This window comes from Streptosporangium roseum DSM 43021, assembly GCF_000024865.1.
GTDB classification, from domain to species: Bacteria; Actinomycetota; Actinomycetes; order Streptosporangiales; family Streptosporangiaceae; genus Streptosporangium; species Streptosporangium roseum.
In genome coordinates, this window is the sequence record NC_013595.1 from 7246658 (window position 1) to 7271423 (window position 24766).

The 24766-nt window shown below is 72.1% G+C and carries 20 protein-coding genes; 15 read left to right on the forward strand and 5 right to left on the reverse strand.

Annotated features, from left to right (window positions below; translation table 11 throughout):
* Positions 1-17: 17 nt before the first annotated feature.
* Genes SROS_RS31805 through SROS_RS31830 form a run of 6 tightly spaced genes read left to right on the forward strand, consistent with a single transcriptional unit; the run spans position 18 to position 7196 of the window.
* The gene (locus tag SROS_RS31805) at positions 18-1331 is read left to right on the forward strand and encodes an ABC transporter substrate-binding protein (protein ID WP_012893030.1); all 1314 of its coding nucleotides are present in this window, start codon (positions 18-20) and stop codon (positions 1329-1331) included.
* Positions 1328-2248 carry a carbohydrate ABC transporter permease gene (locus tag SROS_RS31810; RefSeq protein WP_012893031.1) on the forward strand — a complete coding sequence of 307 codons (921 nt, stop codon included), beginning with the start codon at positions 1328-1330 and terminating at the stop codon, positions 2246-2248. The genes SROS_RS31805 and SROS_RS31810 overlap by 4 nt, the downstream gene beginning before the upstream one ends.
* Positions 2245-3054 carry a carbohydrate ABC transporter permease gene (locus SROS_RS31815; protein ID WP_012893032.1) on the forward strand — a complete coding sequence of 270 codons (810 nt, stop codon included), beginning with the start codon at positions 2245-2247 and terminating at the stop codon, positions 3052-3054. The genes SROS_RS31810 and SROS_RS31815 overlap by 4 nt, the downstream gene beginning before the upstream one ends.
* 2 nt (positions 3055-3056) lie before the next feature.
* Complete coding sequence (locus SROS_RS31820; RefSeq protein WP_012893033.1) at positions 3057-4796, forward strand: glycoside hydrolase family 36 protein; 1740 nt, start codon at positions 3057-3059, stop codon at positions 4794-4796.
* Positions 4797-5825, forward strand: a complete 1029-nt coding sequence (locus SROS_RS31825; protein ID WP_012893034.1) for a LacI family DNA-binding transcriptional regulator — start codon at positions 4797-4799, stop codon at positions 5823-5825.
* Between the two features lie 24 nt (positions 5826-5849).
* Positions 5850-7196 carry a hypothetical protein gene (locus SROS_RS31830; RefSeq protein WP_148269266.1) on the forward strand — a complete coding sequence of 449 codons (1347 nt, stop codon included), beginning with the start codon at positions 5850-5852 and terminating at the stop codon, positions 7194-7196.
* Here SROS_RS31830 and SROS_RS31835 read toward each other — a convergent pair.
* Positions 7193-9220: a hypothetical protein gene (locus tag SROS_RS31835; protein WP_012893036.1), complete on the reverse strand. Its 2028-nt coding sequence runs from the start codon at positions 9218-9220 to the stop codon at positions 7193-7195. The two genes, SROS_RS31830 and SROS_RS31835, sit on opposite strands and share 4 nt — an antisense overlap.
* A gap of 255 nt (positions 9221-9475) precedes the next feature.
* On the opposite strand from SROS_RS31835, the gene SROS_RS31840 reads away from it, so the two are divergent.
* The 3 genes from SROS_RS31840 (at position 9476) to SROS_RS31850 (ending at position 12034) form a co-directional block, all read left to right on the forward strand.
* On the forward strand, positions 9476-9868 hold the full coding sequence (locus tag SROS_RS31840) for a GntR family transcriptional regulator (protein WP_012893037.1): 393 nt from the start codon (positions 9476-9478) through the stop codon (positions 9866-9868).
* Positions 9869-9947: 79 nt separating this feature from the next.
* The gene (locus tag SROS_RS31845; protein WP_012893038.1) at positions 9948-10832 is read left to right on the forward strand and encodes an ABC transporter ATP-binding protein; all 885 of its coding nucleotides are present in this window, start codon (positions 9948-9950) and stop codon (positions 10830-10832) included.
* 233 nt (positions 10833-11065) lie between these two features.
* On the forward strand, positions 11066-12034 hold the full coding sequence (locus SROS_RS31850; RefSeq protein WP_012893039.1) for an ABC transporter permease: 969 nt from the start codon (positions 11066-11068) through the stop codon (positions 12032-12034).
* A gap of 222 nt (positions 12035-12256) precedes the next feature.
* Here the strand turns inward: SROS_RS31850 and SROS_RS31855 are convergent, their stop codons facing one another.
* The 3 genes from SROS_RS31855 to SROS_RS31865 form a co-directional block, all read right to left on the reverse strand.
* Positions 12257-14092: a hydantoinase B/oxoprolinase family protein gene (locus SROS_RS31855; RefSeq protein ID WP_148269267.1), complete on the reverse strand. Its 1836-nt coding sequence runs from the start codon at positions 14090-14092 to the stop codon at positions 12257-12259.
* 31 nt (positions 14093-14123) lie between these two features.
* Positions 14124-16148, reverse strand: coding sequence for a hydantoinase/oxoprolinase family protein (locus SROS_RS31860; RefSeq protein WP_012893041.1), 2025 nt, complete (start codon positions 16146-16148; stop codon positions 14124-14126).
* Positions 16149-16317: 169 nt separating this feature from the next.
* Positions 16318-16767 carry a hypothetical protein gene (locus SROS_RS31865; protein WP_012893042.1) on the reverse strand — a complete coding sequence of 150 codons (450 nt, stop codon included), beginning with the start codon at positions 16765-16767 and terminating at the stop codon, positions 16318-16320.
* Between the two features lie 149 nt (positions 16768-16916).
* Here SROS_RS31865 and SROS_RS31870 point away from each other — a divergent pair, with 149 nt between their 5' ends.
* Both SROS_RS31870 and SROS_RS31875 read left to right on the forward strand, forming a co-directional pair.
* Positions 16917-17549: a thymidine kinase gene (locus tag SROS_RS31870; protein ID WP_012893043.1), complete on the forward strand. Its 633-nt coding sequence runs from the start codon at positions 16917-16919 to the stop codon at positions 17547-17549.
* 154 nt (positions 17550-17703) lie between these two features.
* Positions 17704-18411, forward strand: coding sequence for a hypothetical protein (locus SROS_RS31875; protein WP_012893044.1), 708 nt, complete (start codon positions 17704-17706; stop codon positions 18409-18411).
* Positions 18412-18457: 46 nt separating this feature from the next.
* On the opposite strand, the gene SROS_RS31880 is transcribed toward SROS_RS31875, so the two are convergent.
* A complete protein-coding gene (locus SROS_RS31880) occupies positions 18458-19279 on the reverse strand; it encodes an IclR family transcriptional regulator (RefSeq protein WP_012893045.1) in 822 nt (273 codons plus the stop codon).
* Positions 19280-19429: 150 nt separating this feature from the next.
* Between SROS_RS31880 and SROS_RS46345 the strand changes: the two genes are divergently transcribed.
* From SROS_RS46345 to SROS_RS31900, 4 genes are read left to right on the forward strand one after another with little or no spacing between them, the layout of a single operon-like run.
* On the forward strand, positions 19430-20722 hold the full coding sequence (locus SROS_RS46345) for a flavin reductase (RefSeq protein ID WP_012893046.1): 1293 nt from the start codon (positions 19430-19432) through the stop codon (positions 20720-20722).
* Positions 20723-20764: 42 nt separating this feature from the next.
* A complete protein-coding gene (locus SROS_RS31890) occupies positions 20765-22042 on the forward strand; it encodes an acyl-CoA dehydrogenase family protein (protein WP_012893047.1) in 1278 nt (425 codons plus the stop codon).
* Between the two features lie 52 nt (positions 22043-22094).
* Positions 22095-23531 carry an aldehyde dehydrogenase family protein gene (locus SROS_RS31895; protein ID WP_012893048.1) on the forward strand — a complete coding sequence of 479 codons (1437 nt, stop codon included), beginning with the start codon at positions 22095-22097 and terminating at the stop codon, positions 23529-23531.
* Positions 23528-24730 carry an FAD-dependent oxidoreductase gene (locus SROS_RS31900; RefSeq protein WP_012893049.1) on the forward strand — a complete coding sequence of 401 codons (1203 nt, stop codon included), beginning with the start codon at positions 23528-23530 and terminating at the stop codon, positions 24728-24730. The genes SROS_RS31895 and SROS_RS31900 overlap by 4 nt, the downstream gene beginning before the upstream one ends.
* Positions 24731-24766 lie beyond the last annotated feature (36 nt).

The window sequence follows — 24766 nt, forward strand, 5'->3', positions numbered from 1 at the left end:
CCCCGAAAGGAAAGATCATGATGAACCGTCGCGGGCTTCTCGCCCTTGCCCTTACCGGCATGGCCGCCCTGACCGCCGCTGCCTGCGGAAGCAGCCCGGAACAGCGGTCCTCCGGCCCCGTGAAGATCACCGTCTGGTCCTGGAAGCCCGCCTCGGACGGCCTGGCCGCGATCGCCAAGGACTTCGAGAAGGCGAACCCGAACATCAAGATCGACGTCCAGGTGGTCGGCAACCCGACGATCTGGGAAAAGATCACCATCGGCATGGCGGCGGGCGGCAAGGGTCTGGGCGACATCCTGCACATCGGCATCGACTACCTGCCCAGCTACGTGGACAAGTTCCCCGGCGGTCTGGCCGACCTGAACAAGCTGGGCGCCGGCAAGTACAAGGACGCCTTCGCCAAGGGGCTGTGGCCCACGGTCACCGGCAAGGACGGCGGCGTCTACGCGATGCCGTGGGAGGTCAACCCGATCGGCTTCTTCTACCGCTCCGACCTCTTCGAGAAGGCCGGGATCGACCCGGCGGCGATCCAGACCTGGGACGACGCCATCGAGGCGGGCAAGAAGCTCAAGGAGAAGACCGGGGCGTCCCTCATCGGCCTGAACAAGCCTGGCGCCGGCAGCGCGGACATGGACCTGTACCAGTCGCTCCTGCAGCAGCAGGGCGCGTTCTACTTCAACCAGCAGGGCGATGTCACGCTCGGCTCGGCGCCCGCCGTACAGGCCATGACCCTGATCAAGAAGATGAACGACGCCGGGATCGTCGCCGACACCTCCGGCGAGGGCACCCAGAAGAAGCTGATCACCGGCGGCAAGCTGGCCGTACTGCCGTGGGCGGCCTGGGCGGTGAACTACATCCCGGAGATGCGCCCGGAGCAGAAGGGCCTGTGGCGGGTGATGCAGCCGCCGGCGGTCACCGCGGGCGGCAAGCGGACCGCGATCGTCAACTCCACCCACCTGGCGATCTCCGGCACCAGCCCGCACCAGGCCGAGGCGTTCAAGTTCATCGAGTACGCGCTGACCAAGCCCGAGGCCATCAACAAGGTGTTCAAGGAAGGCGGCGTCTTCCCGGCGCTGACCGCCGCCTACGCCGACCCGATGTTCTCCGCCCCGACGGACTACTACGGCGGGCAGCCCACGCTCAAGACCTTCGTGGACTCCCTGACCGAGGGCGCCGACGCCACCTACTACTCCAGTGACTACGCGCGGGCACTGAAGATCGCCAGCGACGCCCAGACGCAGGTCCTGCTCAAGGGCGCCGATCCGGCGGCCGCGCTGACCCAGGCGGCCCAGCAGCTCGCCCAGCAGACCGGCAGGAAGCTCGCGGGATGACGCTCACGATGACGCGGGAGGCCGCCACCACGGGCGGCTCTCCCCCGCCCCGCCGACCACTGGTCACCAGGAGGAACATCCCCTACCTGCTGATCCTGCCCGCACTGCTCGGCTTCGTGACCTTCAAGGCGTATCCGATCCTCGCCGCGATGTACATCAGCCTGACCACCGGCGCGGGCGCGGCCCGCACCTTCGTCGGACTGGACAACTACGTCCGGCTGGTGAACGACCCGCTGTTCTGGACCTCACTGTGGAACACCACGCTGATCCTGGTCGTCCAGGTCCCGATCATGCTGCTGCTCGCGCTGCTGCTGGCGCTGGGGCTCAACTCCTCGTTCGTACGGCTGCGCGGCGTGTGGCGGCTGGGCGTCTTCATGCCGTCGCTGACCGGCCTGGTCGCCTACGGCGTGATGTTCTCGGTGATCCTGAGCAAGGACTCCGGCCTGCTCAACTGGTTGCTCGGCTTCCTCGGCGTCGACGCGATCGACTGGCTGGGCAGCCCCTTCTGGGCCCGCATCGCCATTGTCATCGCGCTGACCTGGCACTACACCGGCTACACCGCGGTGATCTATCTCGCGGGGCTGCAGAGCATCTCCAAGGAGCTCTACGAGGCGGCGATGGTCGACGGCGCCGGGGCGGTCCGCCGGTTCTGGTCGATCACGGTCCCGCAGCTGCGGCCGATCCTGCTGCTGACGGTCGTGCTGTCCACGATCGGCACGCTCCAGCTCTTCGACGAGCCGTTCGTGCTGACGGGCGGCGGCCCGGACAACTCCACCCTCACCATCTCGCTGTACCTCTACCAGAACGGCTTCCGCTACTTCGACTTCGGCTACGCCGCGGCGATCGCCTACGCGCTCACGCTGATCGTCGCCGGATTCGGACTGGTCCAGCTCAAGCTCACCGGAGGCAGGAAGTGAAGGGCTGGCCGCTGACCTTCGTGCTGGCCGCGGTGTTCGCACTGTGCGTCGGCCCGTTCTACTGGCTGGCGATGGCCGCCACCCACGCCAACTCCGAGATCTTCTCCTCCACCCCGAAGTTCTACCCGGGCGACCAGCTCGGGGCGAACACGGCGAAGTTGGAGGAGTCGATCGGCCTGGTCAACGTGCTGGGCAACACGCTGTTCGTCGCGACCGTCCAGGCCTCGATCGCGATCGTCGTGGCGCTGCTGGCCGGGTACGCCTTCGCCAAGTTCGAGTTCCGCGGCAGGAACGCGTTCTTCGTGCTGCTGCTGTCCACGCTGGTGATCCCGGGCGGCGTCACGATCATCCCGATCTTCGAGATGATGAACGACCTCGGACTGATCGACACCTTCCCGGCGCTGATCCTGCCCAATCTGACGGTCCCGTTCGGCATCTTCCTCATGCGCCAGTCGCTGCTCGCCGTACCGGACGAGCTTCTGGACGCCGCGCGGGTGGACGGCGCGGGCGAGTTGCGGGTGCTGTGGCGGGTCGTGGTCCCGGTCATGCGCCCGGTGCTGGCGGCGCTGGGCGTCTTCCTCTTCCTCGGGGCCTGGAACGACTTCCTGTGGCCGCTGATCGCGCTGCGGACCCCCGAGATGTATACGCTGCCGGTCGCCCTGGCGACTCTGCAGGCCCAGGCCAGAACCGACTTCGGCCAGGTCATGGTGGGCACCGCGATCTCCTCGCTGCCGATGATGATCCTCTTCCTCGTCCTCCAGCGACAGTTCATCTCCGGCCTGCTGGCCGGAGCCACGAAGGGATAGACATGCAGTTGTGGCTACCACACGCCTTCTCCGGCGACTCCGCCGAGGTTCCCGTCGGAGGACTGGACGTGAGAATCTCCGGGGCTCGCGACATCGCGGTCACGCACGTCGCCGACGGGGTCTGGGTGATCGACGCACCGGGCGCGACAGGGGCGCAGTGGCGCGTTCCGTGCGTCTCGACGACCGCGTTCTGGACGCCGGGCAGCGGTCCCCGGTGGGTGCCGCCGATCTGGAGCGGGCCGAAGACGTCCCGGCTGACCGCCGGCGCGCCGGTGGTCTCCCTGGTCGGCACGGGCGACGCGAACGTGTGCACCGCGGCACTCGACGGATCGGCGGCCCTGTCCCGGTTCAGCGGCGGGCTGATCGAGGAGACCGGCGAGTTCGTGTTCACGATCGATCACGAGGGTCCGGCGTTCCGGCTGCGGCTGGACCTTTCGGCGGGGCCGTTCTCGGCGGCGCTGGCCGGGGTGGCGACCTGGTGGGGCGAGGGCCGGGAGCTGCCGCAGACGCCGCGCGCGGCCCGGCTGCCGGCGTACTCGACCTGGTACGGCATGCACCAGGAGGTCAGCGAGGAGTCGGTGGAACTCCAGTCGCGGCTCTCGAAGGAGCTGGGCTGCGAGACGATCATCGTGGACGACGGCTGGCAGACCGCCGACCGGGCGCGGGGGTACGCGTTCTGCGGCGACTGGGAGCCGAATTTGGCAGCTTTTCCCGATATTTCCGCACACGTGAAGCGGGTGCAGGGCATCGGACAGGCCTACATGCTCTGGTACGCCATCCCGTTCGTCGGCAAGGAAAACGCCGCGTTCGAGCGCTTCGAGGGCAAGTTCCTGCGCTACCTCGACCACATGGACGCCGGGGTGCTCGACCCGCGTCATCCCGACGTCCGCGAGTTCCTCATCGACCGGCTGTCCCAGGCGGTCGAGAAATGGGACATGGACGGCCTGAAGATCGACTTCGTGGAGCAGTTCGCGACGCCGGGCGGCGACCCCGCCCCCGGCGAGGGGACCGACTGCGAGGAGGTGGATGAGGGTGTGCGGCGCCTGCTGCACGAGTTGGACACACGGCTGCGCCGTACCAGGCCCGAGGTGCTGATCGAGCACCGCCAGCCGTACACGCACCCGGGCCTGTGGCCGTACGCGAACATGGTCAGGGCCACCGACTGCCCGCTCAGCTCGCAGGAGAACCGGCAGCGGACCGTGGACCTGCGGCTGACCGCCGGTCCCGTCGCCGTGCACTCCGACATGATCCTGTGGCACCCGTCCGAGCCCGCCGAACAGGTCGCGGTCCATCTGATCAACGCGTTGTTCTCGGTGCCGCAGATCTCCGTGGACCTCACCGCCCAGACCTCCGAGCAACTCGCCGCCATCGGGTTCTGGCTGGGGATCTTCCGGCAGCACCTGGAGACGCTCCAGCTCGGCGTGCTGGAACCGGCTCAGCCGGAGCATGGTTATCCCCTCGTGCGGGCCTACGATGAGCAGACCATGGTCATCGCCCGCTACGGGCCGCTGCCGGTGGAGGTCCCCGCCTCCGGCTGGCGCGAGTTCCTGGTCGCCAACGCCGCCCCGGACTCTCGCGTGGTGCTGCTCGGCGCGGATGCGGAGAGCCTGCAGGCGACCGTGCACGACTGCGGCGGAAGGCTGCTGTCGGCCGCCACGCTGCACCTGGACGCCGGAGCGAACCTGGTCACCGTGCCGATGGGCGGACTGCTGAAGCTGCGCCGCCGTACCGAGGAGGAATAGATGGAGACGCACCGGCCCCGTGGACGCGGCGTCACGATCGAGGATGTCGCCCGCGCGGCCGGTGTGTCCCGCCAGACCGTCTCCAACGCGCTCAACGCCCCCTACCGGCTGAAGGCCGAAACCCTGGAGCGGGTCACCACGCTCATCGAGGAGCTCGGCTACCGGCCCGACCAGTCCGCGCGCAGCCTGCGCTCGGGCACCCGGCGGATCATCGCCTACCCCACCCCCGAGGACGACCCCGCCAACCCCAACCCGCTCATGGGCGGCTTCCTCGAGGCGGTCGTCGCGGCCGCGGGCGAGGCCGGCTATCACATCCTGCTGGTCCGGCCCCATTCGGGACAGGATCAGACCCGGGCCTTGGAGGAGCTGATCGCGGCCAGGACTGTGGACGGATTCCTGCTCTCCGACGTGTTGCACGACGATGCCCGCGTGACCTATCTGGCCGGCCGGGGCTTCCCCTTCGTGGCCTTCGGCAGGACCGCGTCCGAACACCCGCAGAACTGGGTGGACGTCGACACCGTCCAGGCCATGATCGATATGGTCGACCTGCTGGCCGCGGCTGGGCACCGGAGGATCGCCTTCCTCGCCTCCTCCTCCAGGCTGCCCTGGATGGACCACCGCCGCGACGGTTTCCAGGCGGGCATGCGCCGCCACGGCCTGCACGGCCAGGAGATCTCGGCGCCCGGCGACGATCCCGGCGAGATCGTCGCGGCGACACGGAGGCTCCTGGGCGAGCGCGTCAGGCCGACGGCCGTGATCGCCGCCGGCGACTGGCTGGCGCTGGGCGTCTACGCCGCCGCCCGGGCCGAGGGCCTCGACATCGGCACCGACCTGGCCGTGGCCGGTTTCAACGACCTTCCGGTCACCGCTTTCCTGCAACCCGCCCTGACCACCGTACGGCTGCCGCTGCGCCGGATCGCCGGCGCGCTCGTCGACCGCCTCCTGCAGACCATCGAGGACGGCGTCACCCCCCAGGCCGGCCTCCTGCTCGCCGGCGAGCTCGTGGTCCGGCCCAGCTCAGGCGGGTAGTCCTCCCCCGAGATCGGAACGCCAATGAAGATCAGTTCATCTTGCCCGGAGATCGTGGCGATGTTCGAGTGGGCGCGGGACCGGGCGCTGCGCTGGGCGCATCCCGGCGGCTCGCGCGGGCCGCTGAACGTCGACGAACATCGGCCGTCCGGCACGGGTGAGGGTGTCTATCTACCGTCCTACTGGGCCGGATACGCGCACCGCAGCGGCTTCTACTCCCGTGACTTCGCGCACCAGTTCGCCGGTGCCCACCTGCTCGGCCTGGCCGAGGCCAACCTGACGATGCTGCGCCGCTTCGCCGCCTCCGCGACGCCGGAGCACGGCTACCACCCGGTGTGGGCGTTCAACTTCGACGGCTCCTACCTGGCCATCGACTACCGGGGGCCCGATGACTTCGTCCGGGAAATCCCCGTCGTGTTCGAGCTGGTCGAGCGGGCCGAACTCGGCTACCGCTGGACCGGCGACCGGGCCTACGTGGACGACCCCGTGCTGCGGGACTTCTACCGGCACGCGACAGGGGAGTTCGTCACCCGGCACAGCGCCGGAGGGCTCGTCGCGCGTGGCACGGGGGGCGGCATCTTCCAGGGTGTCGCCAGCTACAACGAGCTGAGCGGCGAGCCGCTGGCCGAGGCGGGGGACGGGATCGCCGCTCAGTACCGGGCGTATCTGGCGATGGCCGCGCTGTCACGGGCCGGGGGCGCGAGCGGTGCCGCCTTCGAGCGGCGGGCCGCCGAGCTCAAACGGCACTTCAACGAGACCTGGAGCGGTCGGGGTACCGGCTCCGGGATGGTCAGGGCCTACACGGTGGACGGGCGGGCGATGACCGGCTGGGGGCGGGAGAACAGCTGGTTCATGCCTCTCAAGGGCATCATCGACGACGGTCCGCGCAACGACGACTACCTCGATTTCGTCGACGCCCAGGCGTCCGGCCCCGGTCGGCCGGAGAACGTCGAGGCGCTCACCTACCTGCCCGACACCTTCTTCCGCCACGGCCGCGACGACACCGCCTGGAAGTGGATGCGGGAGATCTTCGCCGTCCGCGACCGGCCGCATGTGGCCGGCGGGCTGAACGGCGACTACCCCGAGGTGCCGTTCACCCTGGTCGGGCAGACGGTCGAGGGCCTGCTCGGCGTCCGCCCCGACGCCCCCGACGCCGTCACCACCCGCTCCCGTCTGCCCGAGGGCGTCGACTGGCTGGAGGTGAGCGGCATCCCGCTCGGCGACGGGCACCTCGCCGTCCGGCACGACCGTCACGCCAGCACCCTCACCAACCTGTCCTCCCACGTCACCTACCGCTGGACGGCTCGTCTCCCCGGCGGCCGCACCCGTGTCCAGCACGTCCCTCCAGGCCGCGCGGTCACCGCGGGCTAGCGGTGCTCGACGGGACCCGCCACGCAGGGGGCGTCGCCGCAGACGTCGACCACCAGGCCGTCCCGGAGGAAGTGGGCCTTCTGCACGCGGGCGGCGCGGTCGTGACGCGGGTCCTCGTGGGGGTCGCGGCCGTACTGCGGGCCGAGCGGCGGGGTGTTGGTCACCGGGGGCGCGGGGGCGCCGCTGTCCCAGACGACCAGCGCCGAACCGGCGTACGGCCTGCGGGGCATGGACCTGAGCCCCCAGTACGGCACCAGGTCGGGGCCGCGCCCTGCGGCGAGGCCCGGCTGGCGGATCCGGGCCCCGACCGTGCGGGCCTCCACCTCGGCCGTCACCGTGGAGACCTGGTGGTCGCCGAAGGCGACGTGCAGCAGCACGCGGTGGCGGGGCGAGCCGGCCAGCGGATCGTCGGTCAGGTGCTGGGCGTAGCCGTCCGTCTCCGCGCGGTCCCAGAGCATCTGCATCAGTGCGAAGCAGATCTGCTGGGTCATCCTGTCGGGGTAGGCGCCGTCCATCAGCCGCTGGAACGGCTGGAAGTCCACGCTGCGGTTGAGCAGCGTGCTGTAGTTCATCCCCGGCACCCCGAGCACGGCGTTGCGCACGTCGGGCGAGACGGCGACCAGCGCGCCGCCCGTGATGGCGCCCTGGCTGTTGCCGTCGTAGGCGAGATCGGCCCGCAGGTCGATCAGCGACCTGCCCCGCCCGTCCTGGAAGGCCGCGTGGCCGGCGAAACCGTCCCGGGTGATCATCGCCCGGCCGAGGAGGACGAAGTTCAGCAGGCTCTGCTGGAGCCGGTCGGTGACCGTGCCGAACCGGGAGAGGTCTCCGAACACGCTCGCCACGTGCTGGACGTCCTCGTCGGACATGCCGATCCACTTGGTGGCGCAGAACACGAAGCCGTGCTCCCCGGCCATCGCCCGCACGTTGCGGGCACGCACCTCGGTCGCCTTGCCGAGCAGGCCGTGGCCGTACAGGGAGGGGTGCGCGGGCCGCCTGAACGCCGAGCGCGGGATCTCGCACTGGTACTGCGCCTTCGCCGTGTCGCCGAGCGGGCGCGGCAGCCCGTCGGGCCCCCGGTTGAGGTTCGAGCCCGGCGGGCCGCCGGGCTTGTCGAGGTAGTTCGGGACCAGGATCTCGCCGGCGACCTCGCGGGCGATGTCGGGGTCCTGCTCGGGGGCGAGGTCGGTGACGGAGGTGACGGTGAACTTCGGCGAGCGGCCCCTGAGCGCGCGCAGTGCCCGGTCGCGCATGGTCAGGACGGGGCCGGCGATGCCCTGCTCGCTGGCCACGGTGAAGTCCCAGGCCAGTTGGAGTCCCCTGGCATCCACCCCGGCCCTGGAGAGGTCTCCGAGCGTCCGGTGGAGCGCGTGCTGCCGTCCGGCGAGCGGGTCTCCGGCGGGGAGATCGTCGGCCAGGAGCCTGGTGAAGGTCTCCGGGGCCGGCAGGTCCTCGCCCGCGGCGTTCTTCAGCCCGCGCAGGGCCACGGCGTAGCGGTGGCCCTCCTGGAAGTTCTTCGCCGGCCGGATGATGAGCGCCTGCCGGGCGGGGTCGGCGGCGCCCGCGTCGAGTTCCGCCCAGTACGGCCAGCGCTCCCCGGTCCTGGTGTCGACGATCACGATGGGGGCGTCGCGGCGCAGGGACCAGCCGATGTCGGTGACGGGCGCGGCGCCGGTCCTGGCCAGGTCCAGGCCGGGCACGTGGGCCAGGAGCATGGAACCGGGAGAGAAGCCGTCGGCCGCGTTCCACTGGGCCGGGTCGATCGGGGCGCCCGCCGCGTTGCGGGGCATGGCCTCCGCGGAGAGGTTCACCCGCAGTCCGGTGCGGGTGCGCGCATCCGTGGTGAACCAGTCGTTGGGGAACGGCAGCAGGCACTCCGCGCCGGCGATCGGGTCGCAGCCGCCCGGGGGCGACGGGGCCGGGGCCGCGTGACCGGCGGCGGGATCGGGGCCGGCCCAGACGGGTGCGGCCGTCGTCGACGTCGCGGCCAGTAGTACGAGAGCCGCCACCACCGTGCGCAGGCGCATGCGCCTCCCTCCTCGAACCACGTCTTGATCTAGCCGCAGCAGATCCCAGGAAGGCGTGCCCGTCAATGGAGGAGCGGCGAACAGGGTCTAAAACGTCACATTTCCCAGGCGTCCGACGTCGTTGAGGACCTCCGCCCCCGCCGCACGGAGACCGGGGCGGCGGCGATCGGGGCCGGCACCGTACCGGCAAGGCTTGACGTGCGGCGGCGCCGGCCTTCATTATTTCCCTACTTCATTAGTGAAAGGGTGTTGGCGGTGATCGAATTCCACCTCGACCGGGGGTCGGGGGTGGCGACGTACCTCCAGCTCGTGCACCAGGTCCGGCACGCGCTCCGGCTCGGCGCGCTGCGGCCCGGCGACCGGCTGCCGACGGCCAAGGAGGTCGTGGCCCAGCTCACGATCAATCCGAACACGGTGCTGAAGGCCTACCGGGAGCTGGAGCGGGAGGGGCTGGTCGTCGGGCGCCCCGGACTGGGCACGTTCGTGGAGCGGTCGCTGGGCGAGACGTCCATGAGCGACCGCGTGCGGCTACGCGCCGAGCTGGTCCAGTGGGTGCGCAACGGCCGCCGGGCCGGCCTGGACCAGGAGGACCTGCAGGCGCTGGTCGCCACGGTCCTGGGCGAGACGTTCCGGGAGGAGATCGCGTGACCACGACGCCCGCCGCCCTCCCCCGGGCGGAGCGCACGGCAGCGCCGGCCCCGGGCCGCCCCTTCCCCGGGGAGACCGCGTGACGCCGGCGTTGGAGGCCACCGGCCTGGGCATGCGCTACCGGCGGACCTGGGCGCTGCGCGACTGTTCGGCGGCGGTGCCGTCCGGGCGGGTCGCCGCGCTGGTGGGACCGAACGGCGCGGGCAAGACCACCCTGCTCCACCTGGCCGTGGGCATGCTCACCCCGACCGCCGGCGAGGTGCGGATCTTCGGCCGGCCGGTCCGCGAGAGCATGGAGCGGATCGCGTTCCTGGCGCAGAGCAAGCCCCTCTACGCCGGATTCCGGGTGGAGGAGATGCTGAGGTTCGGGCGCGAGCTCAACCCGCGCTGGGACGGCGCCGCGGCCCGGCGGCGGCTGGCGGATCTGGGCATCCCGCTGGAGCGGAGGGTCGGCGGGCTCTCCGGCGGCCAGCGGACGCAGGTGGCGCTGACCGTCGCGCTGGCCAAGCGTCCCGACCTGCTGGTGCTGGACGAGCCGCTGGCCGACCTCGATCCGCTGGCCCGCGACGACGTGATGCGCGGCCTGATGGAGGCGGTGGCGGAGACGGGGCTGACCGTGCTGCTCTCCTCGCACGTCGTCTCCGAACTGGAGGGGGTCTGCGACTGGCTGGTCGTGGTCAACGGGGGCCGGGTCCAGGTCAGCGGCGACATCGACGAGCTGGTCGCCGGGCACCGCCTGCTGACCGGACCCGCCGGGACCGCCGACGCGCTCGCCGCCCGGCTGCCGGTCATCTCACGGGGCGGGGCCGGGCGGCAGGCCACCCTGCTCGTCCGGGACGCCACGCCGCCGCTCGACCCGCGCTGGACCGCCCGCCCGGTGAACCTGGAGGAGACGGTCCTCGCCTACCTCCGTGCCCCCGACCAGGCGACGCTCCCCCGGCCGTCCCTGGCCTCCGCCCGCTGACCCGTCCGGCCGGCCGCACGGAACCACCCGGCTCGCACGGCCGGCCGTACGGAACCACCTGACCCGCACCACCGGCCGCACGGAACAATCCGGCTCACACGGCCGGCCACGCGGAACCACCTGACCCGTACGGCCGGCCGCACGGGATCACCCGGCTCACACGGCCGGCCATGCGGAATCACGCGGGATCACCCGGAACGACCGGGACACACCACTCTGAAAGGACTTCCCCCTTGCTCTGGCTGACCTGGCGGCAGCACCGCACGCAGATCCTGGTCACCGGCGGCCTGCTGCTCGCCCTGGGCCTGTTGCTGCTCGTCTCCGGCCTGCGGGCGACCGCCTACATCTCCGAACACGCCCCCTCCGGCTGCCCGGGCCCGGCCGCCGCCTGCTCGGGCGTGAACTCGACGATCTACCACGACTACTACCACCCGGTCTTCATGGTCTTCGGCCTGCTCCCCCTCGCCGGGTCCGCGCTGGTGGGCACGTTCTGGGGCGCGCCCCTGCTGGCGGCCGAGTTCGAGCGCGGGACCAACGCACTGGCCTGGACCCAGTCGGTCTCCCCCGGGCGCTGGCTCGTGGCCAAGCTCGGCCTCCTCGGCGGCATGATCGTGGTCGCCGCCCTGGTCCTGTCCGCGATGATCAGCGCGTGGCTGCCGGTGTTCCGCGGCGCGATCGGCGACAAGACGCTGGAGGCCGGCACGTTCACGATCACCGGGGTCGTCCCGGCCGCCTGGTGGCTGTTCGCGTTCGTGCTGGGCGCCGCCGCCGGAACGCTCTTCCGGCGCACTCTCGCGGCGATGGCGGTGACCGTCGCGTTGATCGCTCTGGCCATCCCCGCCGTCTTCTTCTCACGCGACTCCTACGCCGAGCCGGTACGGACCGTCACCACCGACTGGACGGCCCTGTACGACCGCGGTGGAAGCCTGGTCCGCGACGCGTGGGTCACCCCCTCCGGCCAGGAGGTCGTCACCCTGCCCGACGGGGCCTGCCCCCCGCCGCCCGGCGTGGACGCCCGCTCCGAACGCGCCCAGCTGCTGAAGGACGAATGCCTCATCGACGAGGGTTACCGTAAAGCCGTCTACCACCATCCCCCCGAGCGCTTCTGGCGCTTCCAGTGGACCGAGACCGGCATCCTGCTCACCGGTGCCCTCGCCCTCGGCGGTCTCGCCGTCACCCGCACCCTCCGCCGCCGCAACTGAGCCCGCCCGGGTCCGTGTCATCTGAGCGGCAGCGCGCTATCTGAGTGACAGGGCGCACACACGGGTACATCGAACGTGCCGCCCCCTACGGGGGGAGTGGAAGTGAGCCTGGGTGGACCGCCGGACGACGGAAGCCCAGGCTTCGCGTTTTCCAGGTTAGTCAACAGGAAGCCTTTCGATGGAAAGGCCGCTACCCGGCCCCGCCCAGGTGTGATCTGTTCATTACATAAAGTCCACCTCGGCGTACGGCAGGCCACCCGACAGTGACGGGAAACCGGGGCCCCGGTCGAAGAAGGGCGCGCGGGCCGGGAGGAGCGCCCGCAGCTCCGCGCGGCGCAGCGCGGTGGCCTCGGCGTCGACCCGGAGATCGTCGCGGGAGCCGTGCAGGACGACGCCGTAGTCGTCGCGGGCCCCCTCGGCCGAGACCTTGCCGTCCCGGACGTCAGCGGCCACCAGCGCGGGGTCGCGCTCCAGCGGCGAGCCCCAGCCGCCGCCTCCGGTGGTGCGCACCCGGATGACCTCGCCCGCGCGGACCGGTGAGTCGTCCACCAGGCCCTCCATCTCCCGGCCCTCGATCTCCACGACGAAGGGCCGCCCGGCCCGGCCGCCGTTCACACCCCAGCAGGACAGGATCGAACGGTCGGCGATCGACATGAACGAGGCGTCGCGCAGCATCCGCAGATGCTTGTCGTATCCGAGACCGCCGCGGTAGAGGCCGGGACCGCCGGAGTCCTGGGCCAGGCCGAGCCGCTCGACCCTGAACGGCCAGCGGGACTCGGCGAACTCGACCGGGATGTTGCGCGAGTCGGGGACGACGTGGATGGTGTCCTCGCCGTCGGCGTACCACCGGCCGCCGGAGCCCCCGCCCAGGACCTCCCGCATCAGGTACGGCGTGCCGCCGGCGTCGTCGCCGTAGACGCCGGTGTAGCGGATGGTCTCCTGGTCGGCGGGCATCCTGCCGCCGGTCGCCTTGGCCAGCACCCCCGCCAGGACGCCCAGCAGCCGCAGGATCACGAACGTCCGGGCGTTCGTGGGTGCCGGGAAGATCGGCGTGAGCAGCGTCCCCTTCTCCGGGAACCTCATCTCGATCAGCGGGACGACGCCCTCGTTGACGTCGAGCTCGGCCATCCGCTCCGGCGTCTCGGCCAGGTTGCGCAGGATCGGCGCGAGCCACTTCTTCAGGAACACCCCGTCCGCGTAGTCACCCGCGTGGTTGATCGGCCCCTTGGCCTGCGGGGACGTGCCGGTGAAGTCGATGACCAGCGGCACCTCCGCCGAATGGTCCACGGTGAGGGTCATCCGCTGGGTGTGCAGGCGGGGCTCGTCCACGCCGTCGTGCTCGGCGTAGTCCTCCCACACGTGCGTGCCCTCGGGGATCCTGGCCAGCAGTTCCCTGCGGAACGTCTCGGTGGTCTTGGAGATGATCGCGTCGAAGCAGTCCTCGACCGCCTCGCGCCCGTAGCGGTCGAACAGCTCCCCCAGCCGCCGCGCGCCCATCAGGCAGGCCGAGCACTCGGCGTCCAGGTCCCCGGCGAGCGAGTCGGGCATCCGCGAGTTCCGCGTCATGATCGTGAGCGCCGCCCTGTTGGGCACGCCCCGGTCCCAGAGCTTGATCGGCGGGACCATCAGCCCCTCCTCGAACACGCTCCGCGCGTGGGAGGGCATCGACCCGGGCACCGCTCCGCCGATGTCGTCGTGGTGCCCGAACGCCTGCACGAAGGCGACCACGGCGCCGTCGTGGAAGACCGGGACCGTCACGCACAGGTCGGGCAGGTGCCCGATGCCGCCCTCGGACAGGTAGACGTCGTTGTGGAAGAACACGTCGCCGGGGTTCATCCCGGCTACGGGGAAGTCCCTGACGACGGGCTGGACCAGCGCCGAGTAGGACCTGCCGGTCAGCTTGCGCAGCCGTACGTCGTGGATGCCCGCCCGGAAGTCGTGCGCGTCGCGGATCATCGGCGAGCGGGCCGTGCGCGCGATGGCGGTCTCGACCTCCTTCTCCACCGACGCGAGCGTGCCCTCCACGATCTCCACCAGCACCGGGTCCGCGCCGTTCACCGATCGCTCACCGCTCCTCGTCCGCGCCCGCTCAGCCACGGCGCACCTCCAGGTTTCCGAACTCGTCCACGGTGGCCGTGAAGCCTGGGTGGAGCGGCAGCGTGGAGCCGTACTCCTCGATGACGGCCGGGCCGGGGACCACCGATCCGGCGGTCAGGCCGGCGCGGCGGTGGATCGGCACCGGCCCCCACTCGTCGTAGAAGACCTCCCGGGCCGCCACCGGCCCGGCTCCGGCCGTGCCGTACGGCCTGCGCCCGATGGCCGGGCGGGTGATGGGGCCGATGCCGGAGACGCGGAGGTTGACCCATTCGACGCCGTGCCGGGGGTCGTCGCGGTAGCCGTACCCGTAGAGCTTCTGGTGCGCCTCGTGGAAGCGGTCGAGCACCTCGGCGCGCCAGGCCTCGTCCAGCGGCCCGGCCGGTGCGGGCACCCGCACCTCGTAGGCCTGGCCGTAGTAGCGCAGGTCGGCGCTGCGCGCGTAGACGTGCCGGTCGGCGGGGAAGCCCTCGCGTCCGAGGGCCTCGGCCGCCTGGTCCTCCAGGTCGCCGAAGATCTCCGCGGCGGCGTCGAGGGAGAGCTCGCGGGTGACGAAGGTGCGCACGTAGTCGTTCTTGACGTCCACGGTGAGCAGGCCGAACGCCGAGACGTTCCCCGGGTCGGGCGGGACGATCACCGACGGCAGGCCGAGGATGTCGATCAGCCGGCAGACCAGCAGCGGTCCCGAGCCGCCGAAGGCGACCATCGGGAAGTCGCGCACGTCCAGACCGCGTTTCACCGTGATCTGGCGGATCGCGTTGGACTGGTTGAACGCGCTGATCTCCAGGATGCCGGCCGCGGTCCGCTCGGGGCTCAGCCCGACCTTCCCCGCCAGCGCCTCGATCCCCTGCCGCGCGGCGTCCGCGTCGAGCGGGATCTCCCCGCCGAGCAGGTGCGGGGGGACCCGCCCGAGGAAGACGTGCGCGTCGGTGACGGTGACCTCGGTGCCGCCGCGGCCGTAGCAGAGCGGGCCGGGGTCCGCCCCGGCCGACTTGGGGCCGACCTTCAGCGTGCCCTCCGGCGAGATCCACGCGACGGACCCGCCGCCCGCGCCCACGGTCACGATGTCGATCATCGGGATCTTGCACGGGTAGCGGCCGATGCTGCCCTCGGTGGTCAGCGACGGCTCCCCGTCGACCACCACCGCGACGTCGGTCGAGGTGCCGCCGCCGTCCAGCGTGATGACCGACGGGTGCCCGGCGGTGGAGGCGATCAGCGCGGCGCCGAGCGCGCCCGCCGCCGGTCCGGAGAGCACGGTCGTGATCGGCTGGTGCACGACCTCCGCGGCGGACAGCACGCCGCCGTTGCTCTTCATCACCGAGAACGGCATGCCGAGACGGTCGGCGAGGTTGGCGATGTAGCGGCGCATGGTCGGCTTGACCGCGGCGTCCACGAGGGTCGTCACCGACCGCTCGTACTCGCGGTATTCGCGCAGCACGTCGCTGGAGATCGAGACGACCGCCTCGGGGTGCTCCCGTTCGATGACCTCGCGCATGCGGAGCTCGTGCCCGGGGTTGGCGTAGGAGTGCAGGAAGCACACGCCGATCGCGGTGATCCCCCGCTCCCGGAACCACCGGGCCGCCGCCGTGGCCTGGGCCTCGTCGAACGGCCGGACCTCGGCCCCGGTGTGGTCGAGGCGTCCGCCGACGGTCCTGACCCGGTGCACGGGGACGATCCGGGGCGGTTTCACCCAGAAGTAGGAGTTGCCGTAGCCGTCGGGGACGCTCTGCCTGGCGATCTCCAGGATGAACTCGAAGCCCTCGGTGGTGACGAAGCCCAGATCGGCGATGCGGTCCTCGAGGAGCTGGTTGGTGGCGACGGTGGTGCCGTGCACGACCGCCGACACGGTCTCCACGCCCGCCTTCCGCAGGACCTTCCGCACTCCCTCCATGAACCCGTCAGCGGGGTTGGCGGGTGTGGAGGGAGTCTTGGTAGTGGTGATCTCACCGGTCTGTTCGTCCACCGCGACCACGTCGGTGAACGTGCCCCCGGTGTCGACACCTATACGGACGCTACGCATGCCCCCGTGTCTACCCAGTCCTGCGGAGTCGGCAAATCGGCGGACCCTGCCGAAGCTGGGCCGCGTCCTTGGGCACTGTTAGCGGCGCGGGCCCACGACGGAGCCGATCACCGCGGACACTGCCAGCGGCGGCAGGGACCCATGGTGGAGCCGATCACCACGGACGCTGTCAGCGGCGCCGGGGACCCATGGTGGAGCCGATCACCGCGTCGGCGTCGTGCGCGTGGACCTTCGCGGCGAGCCGGATGGCCATCTCGTTGGTACGGCGCAGCTCGGCCTCGACCCGGTCCTTGCCCGACTGGCCGACCTGAACACCGAAGTAGGCGCCGATGATCGCGCCCGAGACGCCGACCAGGCCGGCGAAGGGGGCCGCGGACTCGCCGTTGCGCAGGGCGATCACCACGAAGGCGATCAGGAGGACGAGCAGGCCCGTGACGACGACGTAGAACCCGTAGCGCCAGCGGGCCGCCTCCGCCTGGGCTGCGACGGCCTCGTCCTCGGACATCATCGCCGCGAGCGCGACGGGCATCTCGGCGGTCTCGGCCGCGGACGGCATCACCGGGGACGTGGCCGCGGGGATCTTGTTGAGGGGCGGAGCAGAGGTTTTGGCGGTCGTCACAGACCCTCCCACTTTCCGATAGGCAAAATGAATCTCCCATGCTTTTCGTAATCAAGCCAAGTCAGGCTATGTCACGGCGGGGTACACCATCCTCTACCAGCACACCGCCTGCCCAAACACTCACGGCAGACCCACTAGGCTGACCCCCCGTGACCGAACTGTCCGCGCTCTCCGCCGTCCCTGTCGGGTCCCGTGACGGGGTGCTCCGCTTCTACTTCGGCCCGATGGACTGCGGCAAGTCCACCCTGGCCCTGCAGATGAACTACAACCACCGCCGTCAGGGCAGGCGTGGCCTGGTGCTGACCAAACACGACCGCTCCGGCGGCCCCCAGGTCACCAGCCGGATAGGCCTGGGCAGCGAGGCGATCGAGGTCGTCGACGACCTCGATCTGGTGGCCCTGGTCCGCGAGCACGAGCGCGTCGACTACGTGATCTGCGACGAGGCGTGCTTCTACACCGTCGCCCAGATCGAGCAGCTCGCCGACCTCACCGACCACTTCGGCGTCGACGTCTACGCCTTCGGCCTGGCCTCGGACTTCCGGTCACAGATGTTCCCCGCCGCCCAGCGCCTGTTCGAGCTGGCCGACGAGATCAGCCGCCTCCAGGTGGAGGTCCTGTGCTGGTGCGGCCGCCCCGGCCGGCTGAACGCCCGCGTGGTCGGCGACAGGCTGGTGCGCACCGGCGAGCAGGTGATGATCGGCGACACCGGCGACGCCCCGGTCCGCTACCAGGTGCTGTGCCGCCGCCACCACCGCGCCGGCGACCTCGGCGCCGCCGGCTGACCCCTCATCCGGTCCCCGGCGGCAGCCCTGAGCGGCGCGGCGGGCGTCGGCGGGGCAGGCCGTACGGCGGGCAGCGGGCAGATCCACCCTTCCGCCATACGTTTCGGAGGATGTAACTTCGTTTCCAGTATCTCCGAGCCCCGGGAGAAAGCGCGTGGGACCTCACCCTTACGGCTGGTGGATCGTGCTCCACCTCCTGCTGTTCGTCTTCTGGCTGGGCGGAGACCTGGGCGTCTTCTACTCCAGCAGGTACGTGCTGCGACCGGCGCTGACCCCCGAGGCCCGCTCCACCGCACTGAAGATCATGAGCGGGCTGGACCTGGGGCCGAAGATCTGCCTGGTGCTGTTCCTGCCCAGCGGGGTCACGCTGATGGCGCTGGAACCTCACGGGGCCGAGCTCTTCGGCGTGCGGCCCCTCTCACCGTGGCCGGTGGCGGCGGTCTGGGTCCTCGCCCTGACCTGGCTGGCGCTGACCGTGGCCGACCACCGCACCCACGGCAGGTTCCCCCTGGCGCGGCGGGCCGACTGGACGATCAGGATCGTGTTGATCACGGTGATCGCCGTGGCCGCGGGCTACACGCTGCTCGCCTCCCGGCCCTTCGGGGTGGACACCAACCCCCGCTGGCTGGGTGCCAAGCTGGCGCTCTACGCCCTGGCCATCGCTGCCGGGCTGGGCATCCGGCTCACGCTGCGTCCCTTCGGCGCCGCCTTCGGGGCTCTGGCCGCGTCGGGTTCGACCCCGGAGGTGGAGCGGACGCTGCGCGGCTCGGTCGACGGCTGCCTGCCCTACGTGTGGGTGATCTGGGGCAGCGTGCTCGCGGCGGCCGCGCTGGGCGTGCTCAAGCCGGGGGCGGTCCTCTGACGGGGCCGCCGGGCGCCGTCCCGGCGCCGGGCGGCCCCCCGGCGGGCTAGCGGTGGTAGCCGAGCTGGGCCGACAGGCGGTCGGCCGCCTCGACGAGCAGGGGCGCCGACTGCTGCATGTGCGACCTGAAGCGGGCGCTCGGCCCGGAGACGCTGATCGCCGCGATCAGGCCGCCGTCGTGGTCGAACACGGGCGCCGCGATCGACGCGGCGCCCTCCTGGCGCTCGCCCAGGGAGGTCGCGTACCCCCGGCGGCGGATCGCGGCCAGCTCGGCCCGGAGCTTCGCCTGGTCGGTGATGGTTTTGGCGGTGAGCGCCTCCAGCCTGTGGCGGGCCAGGTAGCCCTCGATCTCCTCCTCCCGCAGGAACGCCAGGATCACCTTGGAGGAGCTGCCCGCGTGCAGCGGGTAGGGGATGCCGAGTGAGACCTCCATCCTCAGCTCCTGCTCGGGGACGACCTGCTCCACGTACAGGCGGGTGTCGCCGCGCCGTACGGACAGGGTCGCGGTCTCCCCGGCGTGGGCGGCCAGGCGGCGCAGCTCCGGCCCCGCCATGGCGCGCAGGTCGGTGCGGGCCATGTAGGCGCGGCCGAGCGAGATCGCGGCGTGCCCCAGGGAGTAGCGCCTGGTGACGGGGTCGGCCGCGATGAGCTCGCGGCTGCGCAGCGCGGTCAGGATGCGGTGCACGGCCGCCTTGGTGAGCCCGAGCTCGGTGGCGATCTCGGTCACCCCCAGATCCGGACGGGCGCTGCGGCCGAAGAGCAGGAGCACGTCCATGGCGCGCTCCACGGCCGCGATGGACCTGCTCTGGCCGTCGCCCTCGTCCGCGGCGTCCACCACCCGTGCACTGGTCTTGGCCTGGGCTGGCACCTGGCCCCCTCGTTCGCTGAAGACTTCTCGGCAGAGACCCACTCTACGACGGAGCATTTCCCCAAGGGAAACGCCGTCACGTTGACACCATCATCGTGCCTCGTTACCTTCAGCGGTACAGCGTTTCCATCAATGAAACAGTGAGGGGCAGTGGCGACCGACGGCGACTCCTTCCGCGCGGTACTGGCCCAATGGCCCAGCGGCGTGGTCATCGTGACGACGGGGACTCCCGGCGGCGGGTGGCACGGCATGACGGCCAGCTCGTTCTCCAGCGTCAGCGTGGATCCCCCGCTGGTCCTGGTGTGCCTGGCGAGGAGCACCCGGACGCACCGGCTCGTCCAGGAGCGGGGGACGTTCGCGGTCAGCGTGCTCGGCAGGGACCAGGCGGAGCTCGGCCGCCGGTTCGCCGGGCGGGACCGGACACCCGACCGGTTCGCCGGCGCGGCCTGGACCACGGTCGTGACGGGCTCCCCGGTTCTCGCCGACTCGACCGGCTGGCTCGACTGCCGGGTCGCGCACGCCCACCCGGGCGGCGACCACACGATCTTCGTCGGCGAGGTGCTCGCCGCGGACACCCCACGGCGGGTGACACCCGTGCTGTTCCACTCCCGGGCCTGGGGCCGGCTCGCCGACCCGCTCCCCGACGAGATCGCCGTCGCCGACACCGGCCTGCTGTCCGTCCTGCGCGTCCGCGGGGTCGAAGGCGCGCGGCCGGCCCGGATCGCCCGCGCGCTGCGCGCCGCGGGCACCAGGGTCCGGCTGTTCGGCCCGTACGGCGAGCCGCCGCCCCGCGAGGACCTCGATCCGGCCACGGCCTCCGCGCTGATCACCGACCCGGCGCGGGTGGGCGCCGTCGTCGGCGCGGGCGCGGGAGTAGCCGAGTTCGCCGTTCCGGTGCCCGAACGCCCCGCCGGGGCCTCCGCGCCGCCCGCCGGAACCGCCCGTCCGGCGCCGGAGAACGCCGCAGTCATCGTGGACGCGGCCCGGCGCGCGGGACTGGTCACGGTCGCGCACGTCACCGAGGCCTTCGCCGAGGGCCGTGCCGATGCCGTCCTGTCGGCGGTCGGCCGGCTGGCCGAGCTCGGCTGCGACGAGATCGGACTGGAGGAGGGCGGGCTGCCGGCCTCTCCGCTGCGCGTGCGCGACCTCCTGCAGGACGCGGTCGCCGCCGCCCGCCCCGTGCCCCTGCGCGTGCGGCTGCGCGAACGTCACGGCATCGGGATGGTCAACGCGCTCATCGCGATGAAGAGCGGGGTACGGCTCTTCGACACCACGCTCGGCGGCGTGGACGGCGCTCTCCCCGGGGAGGACGTGCTGTTCCTGGCCGAGCAGCTGAACGTGGCCAGCCCCGTCGACCGCACCGCCCTGATCGCCGGGGCCGTGGATCTGGAGACCTGCTGGGGCTCCGGCCTGCCCGGCCGCACCTACCGGTCCGCCTGCTGAAGGCCGACCACGACCCACATCCTTCTGCCGGAGGGACACCGCATGACCGACAAGCTGACGGGCGAGCGTCTCGTCGACGACATGACCGACGCCGAGCGCGACCGTGCCGCCCGGATCGAGAGCGTGCTGCCCGCGCTGCGCGCCGCCGCCGCCAAGGCCGACGAGGAGGCCCGCTTCCCGGTCGAGCACGTCGCGCTGCTGCGCGAGGCCGGCCTGCTCGGCCTGGTGGTGCCCGAGAGGTACGGCGGGCTCGGCGGCACGCTGCGCGACCTGGCCGCCGCCACGTTCGCGATGGGCACCGCCTGCCCGTCCACGGCGCTCGCCTACTTCTTCCACAACACCAGCGCCTCCCGGGGGCTGCTGCCGCTGGAGGCGATCGACGCGGGCCTGTTCACCGGCGCGGAGGTCCCGGTCGTGCGGGCCTTCGCCGAGAAGGTGCTGACCCGGATGGCCTCCGGCACGTGGCTGGCCAACTTCGCCTCCGAGTCGGTCAAGAGCTCGGGCGCCAACATCACCATCGCCACCACCGCCCGCCGTACCGGCGGCGGCTGGATCCTGGACGGCGAGAAGTCGTTCGGCTGCGCCACCGGCGTCGCCGACTACTACCTGACCACCGCCAAGCTGGAGGGCCACGACACCGCCGAGGGCCTGGTCACGTTCTTCGTCCCGCGCGAGGCCCCCGGCGTCTCCGTCCGTGCCCCGTGGGACGGGCTCGGCATGCGCGCGACGGCCAACAACGGCATCCGGCTCGACGGGGTGTTCGTCCCCGGGGACGAGGCGCTGACCGTACCCGGCGCGTTCACCCGCATGCTGCGGATGAGCCGGGGCAGCTTCGTCGGCAACCAGCTCGCCATCGCGGCCGTCTACACCGGCTGCGCGCAGAACGTCTACGACACCGTCGTCGAGGAGCTCACCAGGAGGACGTTCGCCGACACCGGCCGGCCGATCGCCTCCAGCCCGATGCACCAGGTGCTCTTCGGCGACATGACCGTGCAGCTGGAGACCGCCTACCTGTGGCTGCGCCGGCAGCTGCGGCTGGAGACCTCCGAACCGCCGCTCCTGCCCAAGACCGAGGTGTTCCGGCAGTGGCGGATGGGCAAGGGCGCGGTCACCGAAGCCTGCTTCCAGGTCGCCCTCGGCGCGTTCAAGGCCTCGGGCACCTCCGGCGCCATGATGGGCGGCGTCGTCGGCCGCGCCCTCCGCGACCTGGCGATGGGCCTGGTGATGACCTTCCCCGCCGAACGCGGCAGGCTGGAGGCCGCCCAGATGGTGACGGAGGCCAAGGAGAACGAGCTGTTCACGACCGCGGACCGCACATGAGCCGCGCCGTCACCGCCGGACCGGCGAGCGGGTGCCCGGCGGGGAGGAATCCGTGATCGACATCCCTGAGTCCCGGGACCTGGTCGACGGCGTGTGGTCCGCCTGCTCCGAGGACCTCGGCTTCGACCTGGAGGACCCCGCGACCGGCGAGGCGTCCGTCCGGGCACGCGGGACGGCGCCCGGACGGGTCGCCGAGGCCCTCGCCGCGGCGGATCGGCTGGCGGCCCCGTGGGCGGCGACCGCGCCGGAACGCCGCGCCGAACTGCTCGACGCCGTGGCCGCCGAGCTCGACAGGCGGATCCCGGAGATCGTCGCGCTGGAGTCCTTCGCCACCGGGGTGCCCGTCCGGCAGACCACCCCGCTGGGAGCGATCGTCAGCGGGTCGTTCCGGCTGGCCTCCGCGCAGCTTCGCGAGGGCCGGCTGCGCACGACGGAGATCCGCGAGGACGGCCGCGCCGTCGAGGTGCACCGGCTCCCCCGGGGTCCGGCCCTGTGCCTGGTGCCGTGGAACGCCCCCGCCCCGATGGCCGCGCACAAGGCCGCCAGCGCGCTCGCCGCCGGATGCCCGGTGATCCTCAAGGTGAGCGAGTACGCGCCCCACGGCTCGCAGGTGCTGACCGAGGTCCTGCACGAGGTGCTGCCGCCCGGCGTGTTCCAGTTCGTGCAGGGCGGTCCCCGGACGGGCGGGCAGCTGGTCGGCGACCCCCGCGTCCGCGCGGTCTCGTTCACCGGCGGTCCGGCCGCGGGCCGGGCGGTCGCCGCCGCGTGCGTCACCGGCTTCCGCCCGGCGCAGCTGGAGCTCGGCGGCAACAACCCTCTGGTGGTCCTGCCCGACGCCGCCGTCGAGGTCGCCGCCCGGGCCGCCGCGGACCTGCTCACCACGCTCAACGGCCAGTGGTGCCGGGCGCTGGGCCGTCTCCTCGTGCCCCGCGACCGGCTCGACGAGCTCGTCGCGGCCACCGGCGAGCGGCTGACCGCGCTGCGCGCCGGGGACCCGCTGCGGGAGGACACGGACTTCGGCCCGCTGATCCACTCCACGCACGTGCGACGGGTGAGGGAGGCGGTCACCGCCGCGGGCGGCCGGGCCGTGCCGTACGGTGCCATGCCGGAGACCGGCAACTTCCTGGCGCCCACGCTGATCACCGGAACCGACCTCGCCGAGGAGATCTTCGGGCCGGTCGCGGCGGTCGTGCCGTACGACACCGTCGAGGAGGCGGTGACGCTGGCCAACGCCACACCGTACGGGCTGGAGGGCTACGTCGTGGGCGCGGACGAGGAGCGGGCGCTCGCGGTCGCGCGGCGGGTGCGGGCGGGCGAGGTGAAGGTCAACGGCTCCAGCGTCATGAGCCTGCACCTGTTCACCCCGCGCCCGGCCTGGGGCCTGTCCGGCCTGGGCGAGGAGGGCACCCACGAGACGCTCCGGTTCTTCACCAACGCCCGGGTCGTCGGCGTCGAGGGCGGTTTCTCCCTGCACGGGAGACAGCGGTGAGGCGCGTCCTGGTGGCCGGGGCCGGGCCGGTGGGACTGACCGCGGCGCTCACGCTGGCCCGGGGCGGCGTGCCGGTCACCGTGCTGGAGGCCGGCCCCGGGCCGGCCGCCGAGTCGCGCGCCTCCACCTTCCACCCGCCGACGCTGGAGATGCTCGCCGGGCTGGCGGTGCTGGACGAGCTCATGGCCCTCGGCCTGGTCGTCCGCACCTTCCAGTACCGCGACCGGTCCGGCGGGCCGATCGCCACCCTCGACATGGGCGCGCTCGCCGGGGAGACGCCCTACCCGTTCCGGGTGCAGTGCGAGCAGAGCAAGCTCACCCCGATCCTGCTGGACCACCTGCGGCGGCACGGCGGGGAGGTGGTCTTCGGACAGGAGGTGCGGTCCGTGCGGCCCCACCCGGGCGGCGTGGTCGCGACCACCGCCGGAGGCGACGCGTTCACCGGTGACTGGCTGATCGGCGCCGACGGCGCCCACTCGGCGGTACGGCGGGCACTGGGCATCCCGTTCGAGGGCATCACCTACCCCGAGCGCTTCCTCGTCGCCTCCACGGAGGAGGACGTGGGAGGCCTGCTGCCGGGCATCGAGCCGATCAACTACGTCTTCGACCCGGAGGAGTGGCTGGTGCTGCTCCGCACCCCGGACCACTGGCGGGTGCTGCTGCCCACTCCCCCCGGCACGCCGGATGAGGCGGAACTGGCCCGCCTGCCCGCCCGGCTGCGCTCGGTGGCCGACCCCGGCCGGGACTGGAAGGTCGCCCACGCCTCCCTCTACCGGGTGCACCAGCGGGTCGCCGCCCGTTTCCGGCAGGGCCGGGTGCTGCTCGCCGGAGACGCCGCCCACGTCAACAACCCGCTCGGCGGGCTGGGCATGAACAGCGGCATCCACGACGCGGTCCTCCTGGCCGCCGCCCTGCTGACCGGCCGCTCGCCCGCCGCGCGCCCGCGCCGGGAGGACCGGACCTCGCGCCGGGAGGAGCCCGCGCTCCCGGACAGGGCGGTCGACGAGGTCGCCGCGCGGCGGCGGGAGGTCGCGTTGACGCATGTGCGGCCGATCAGTCACGGGAACCGGGAGCGGCTGGGGGCGGCCGATCCCGCTGCCTACCACGAGGAGTTGCGCGCCCTGGCCGCCGACCCGGCGGCCACCCGCGCCCACCTGCTGCGCACCTGCCTGATCTCGTCCCTGCGCGAGCCCCTGTGACCGCCGGGGAGGGACGGCGCGTCCCACGAGGGCACC

Bases quoted from the DNA above. Each gene is read 5' to 3' on its own strand.
- SROS_RS31805 (WP_012893030.1), top strand. From the start codon at position 18: ATGATGAACCGTCGCGGGCTTCTCGCCCTTGCCCTTACCGGCATGGCC.
- SROS_RS31835 (WP_012893036.1), bottom strand. From the start codon at position 9,220: ATGCGCCTGCGCACGGTGGTGGCGGCTCTCGTACTACTGGCCGCGACG.
- SROS_RS31830 (WP_148269266.1), top strand. From the start codon at position 5,850: ATGAAGATCAGTTCATCTTGCCCGGAGATCGTGGCGATGTTCGAGTGG.
- SROS_RS31820 (WP_012893033.1), top strand. From the start codon at position 3,057: ATGCAGTTGTGGCTACCACACGCCTTCTCCGGCGACTCCGCCGAGGTT.
- SROS_RS31825 (WP_012893034.1), top strand. From the start codon at position 4,797: ATGGAGACGCACCGGCCCCGTGGACGCGGCGTCACGATCGAGGATGTC.
- SROS_RS31890 (WP_012893047.1), top strand. From the start codon at position 20,765: ATGACCGACAAGCTGACGGGCGAGCGTCTCGTCGACGACATGACCGAC.
- SROS_RS31810 (WP_012893031.1), top strand. From the start codon at position 1,328: ATGACGCTCACGATGACGCGGGAGGCCGCCACCACGGGCGGCTCTCCC.
- SROS_RS31860 (WP_012893041.1), bottom strand. From the start codon at position 16,148: ATGCGTAGCGTCCGTATAGGTGTCGACACCGGGGGCACGTTCACCGAC.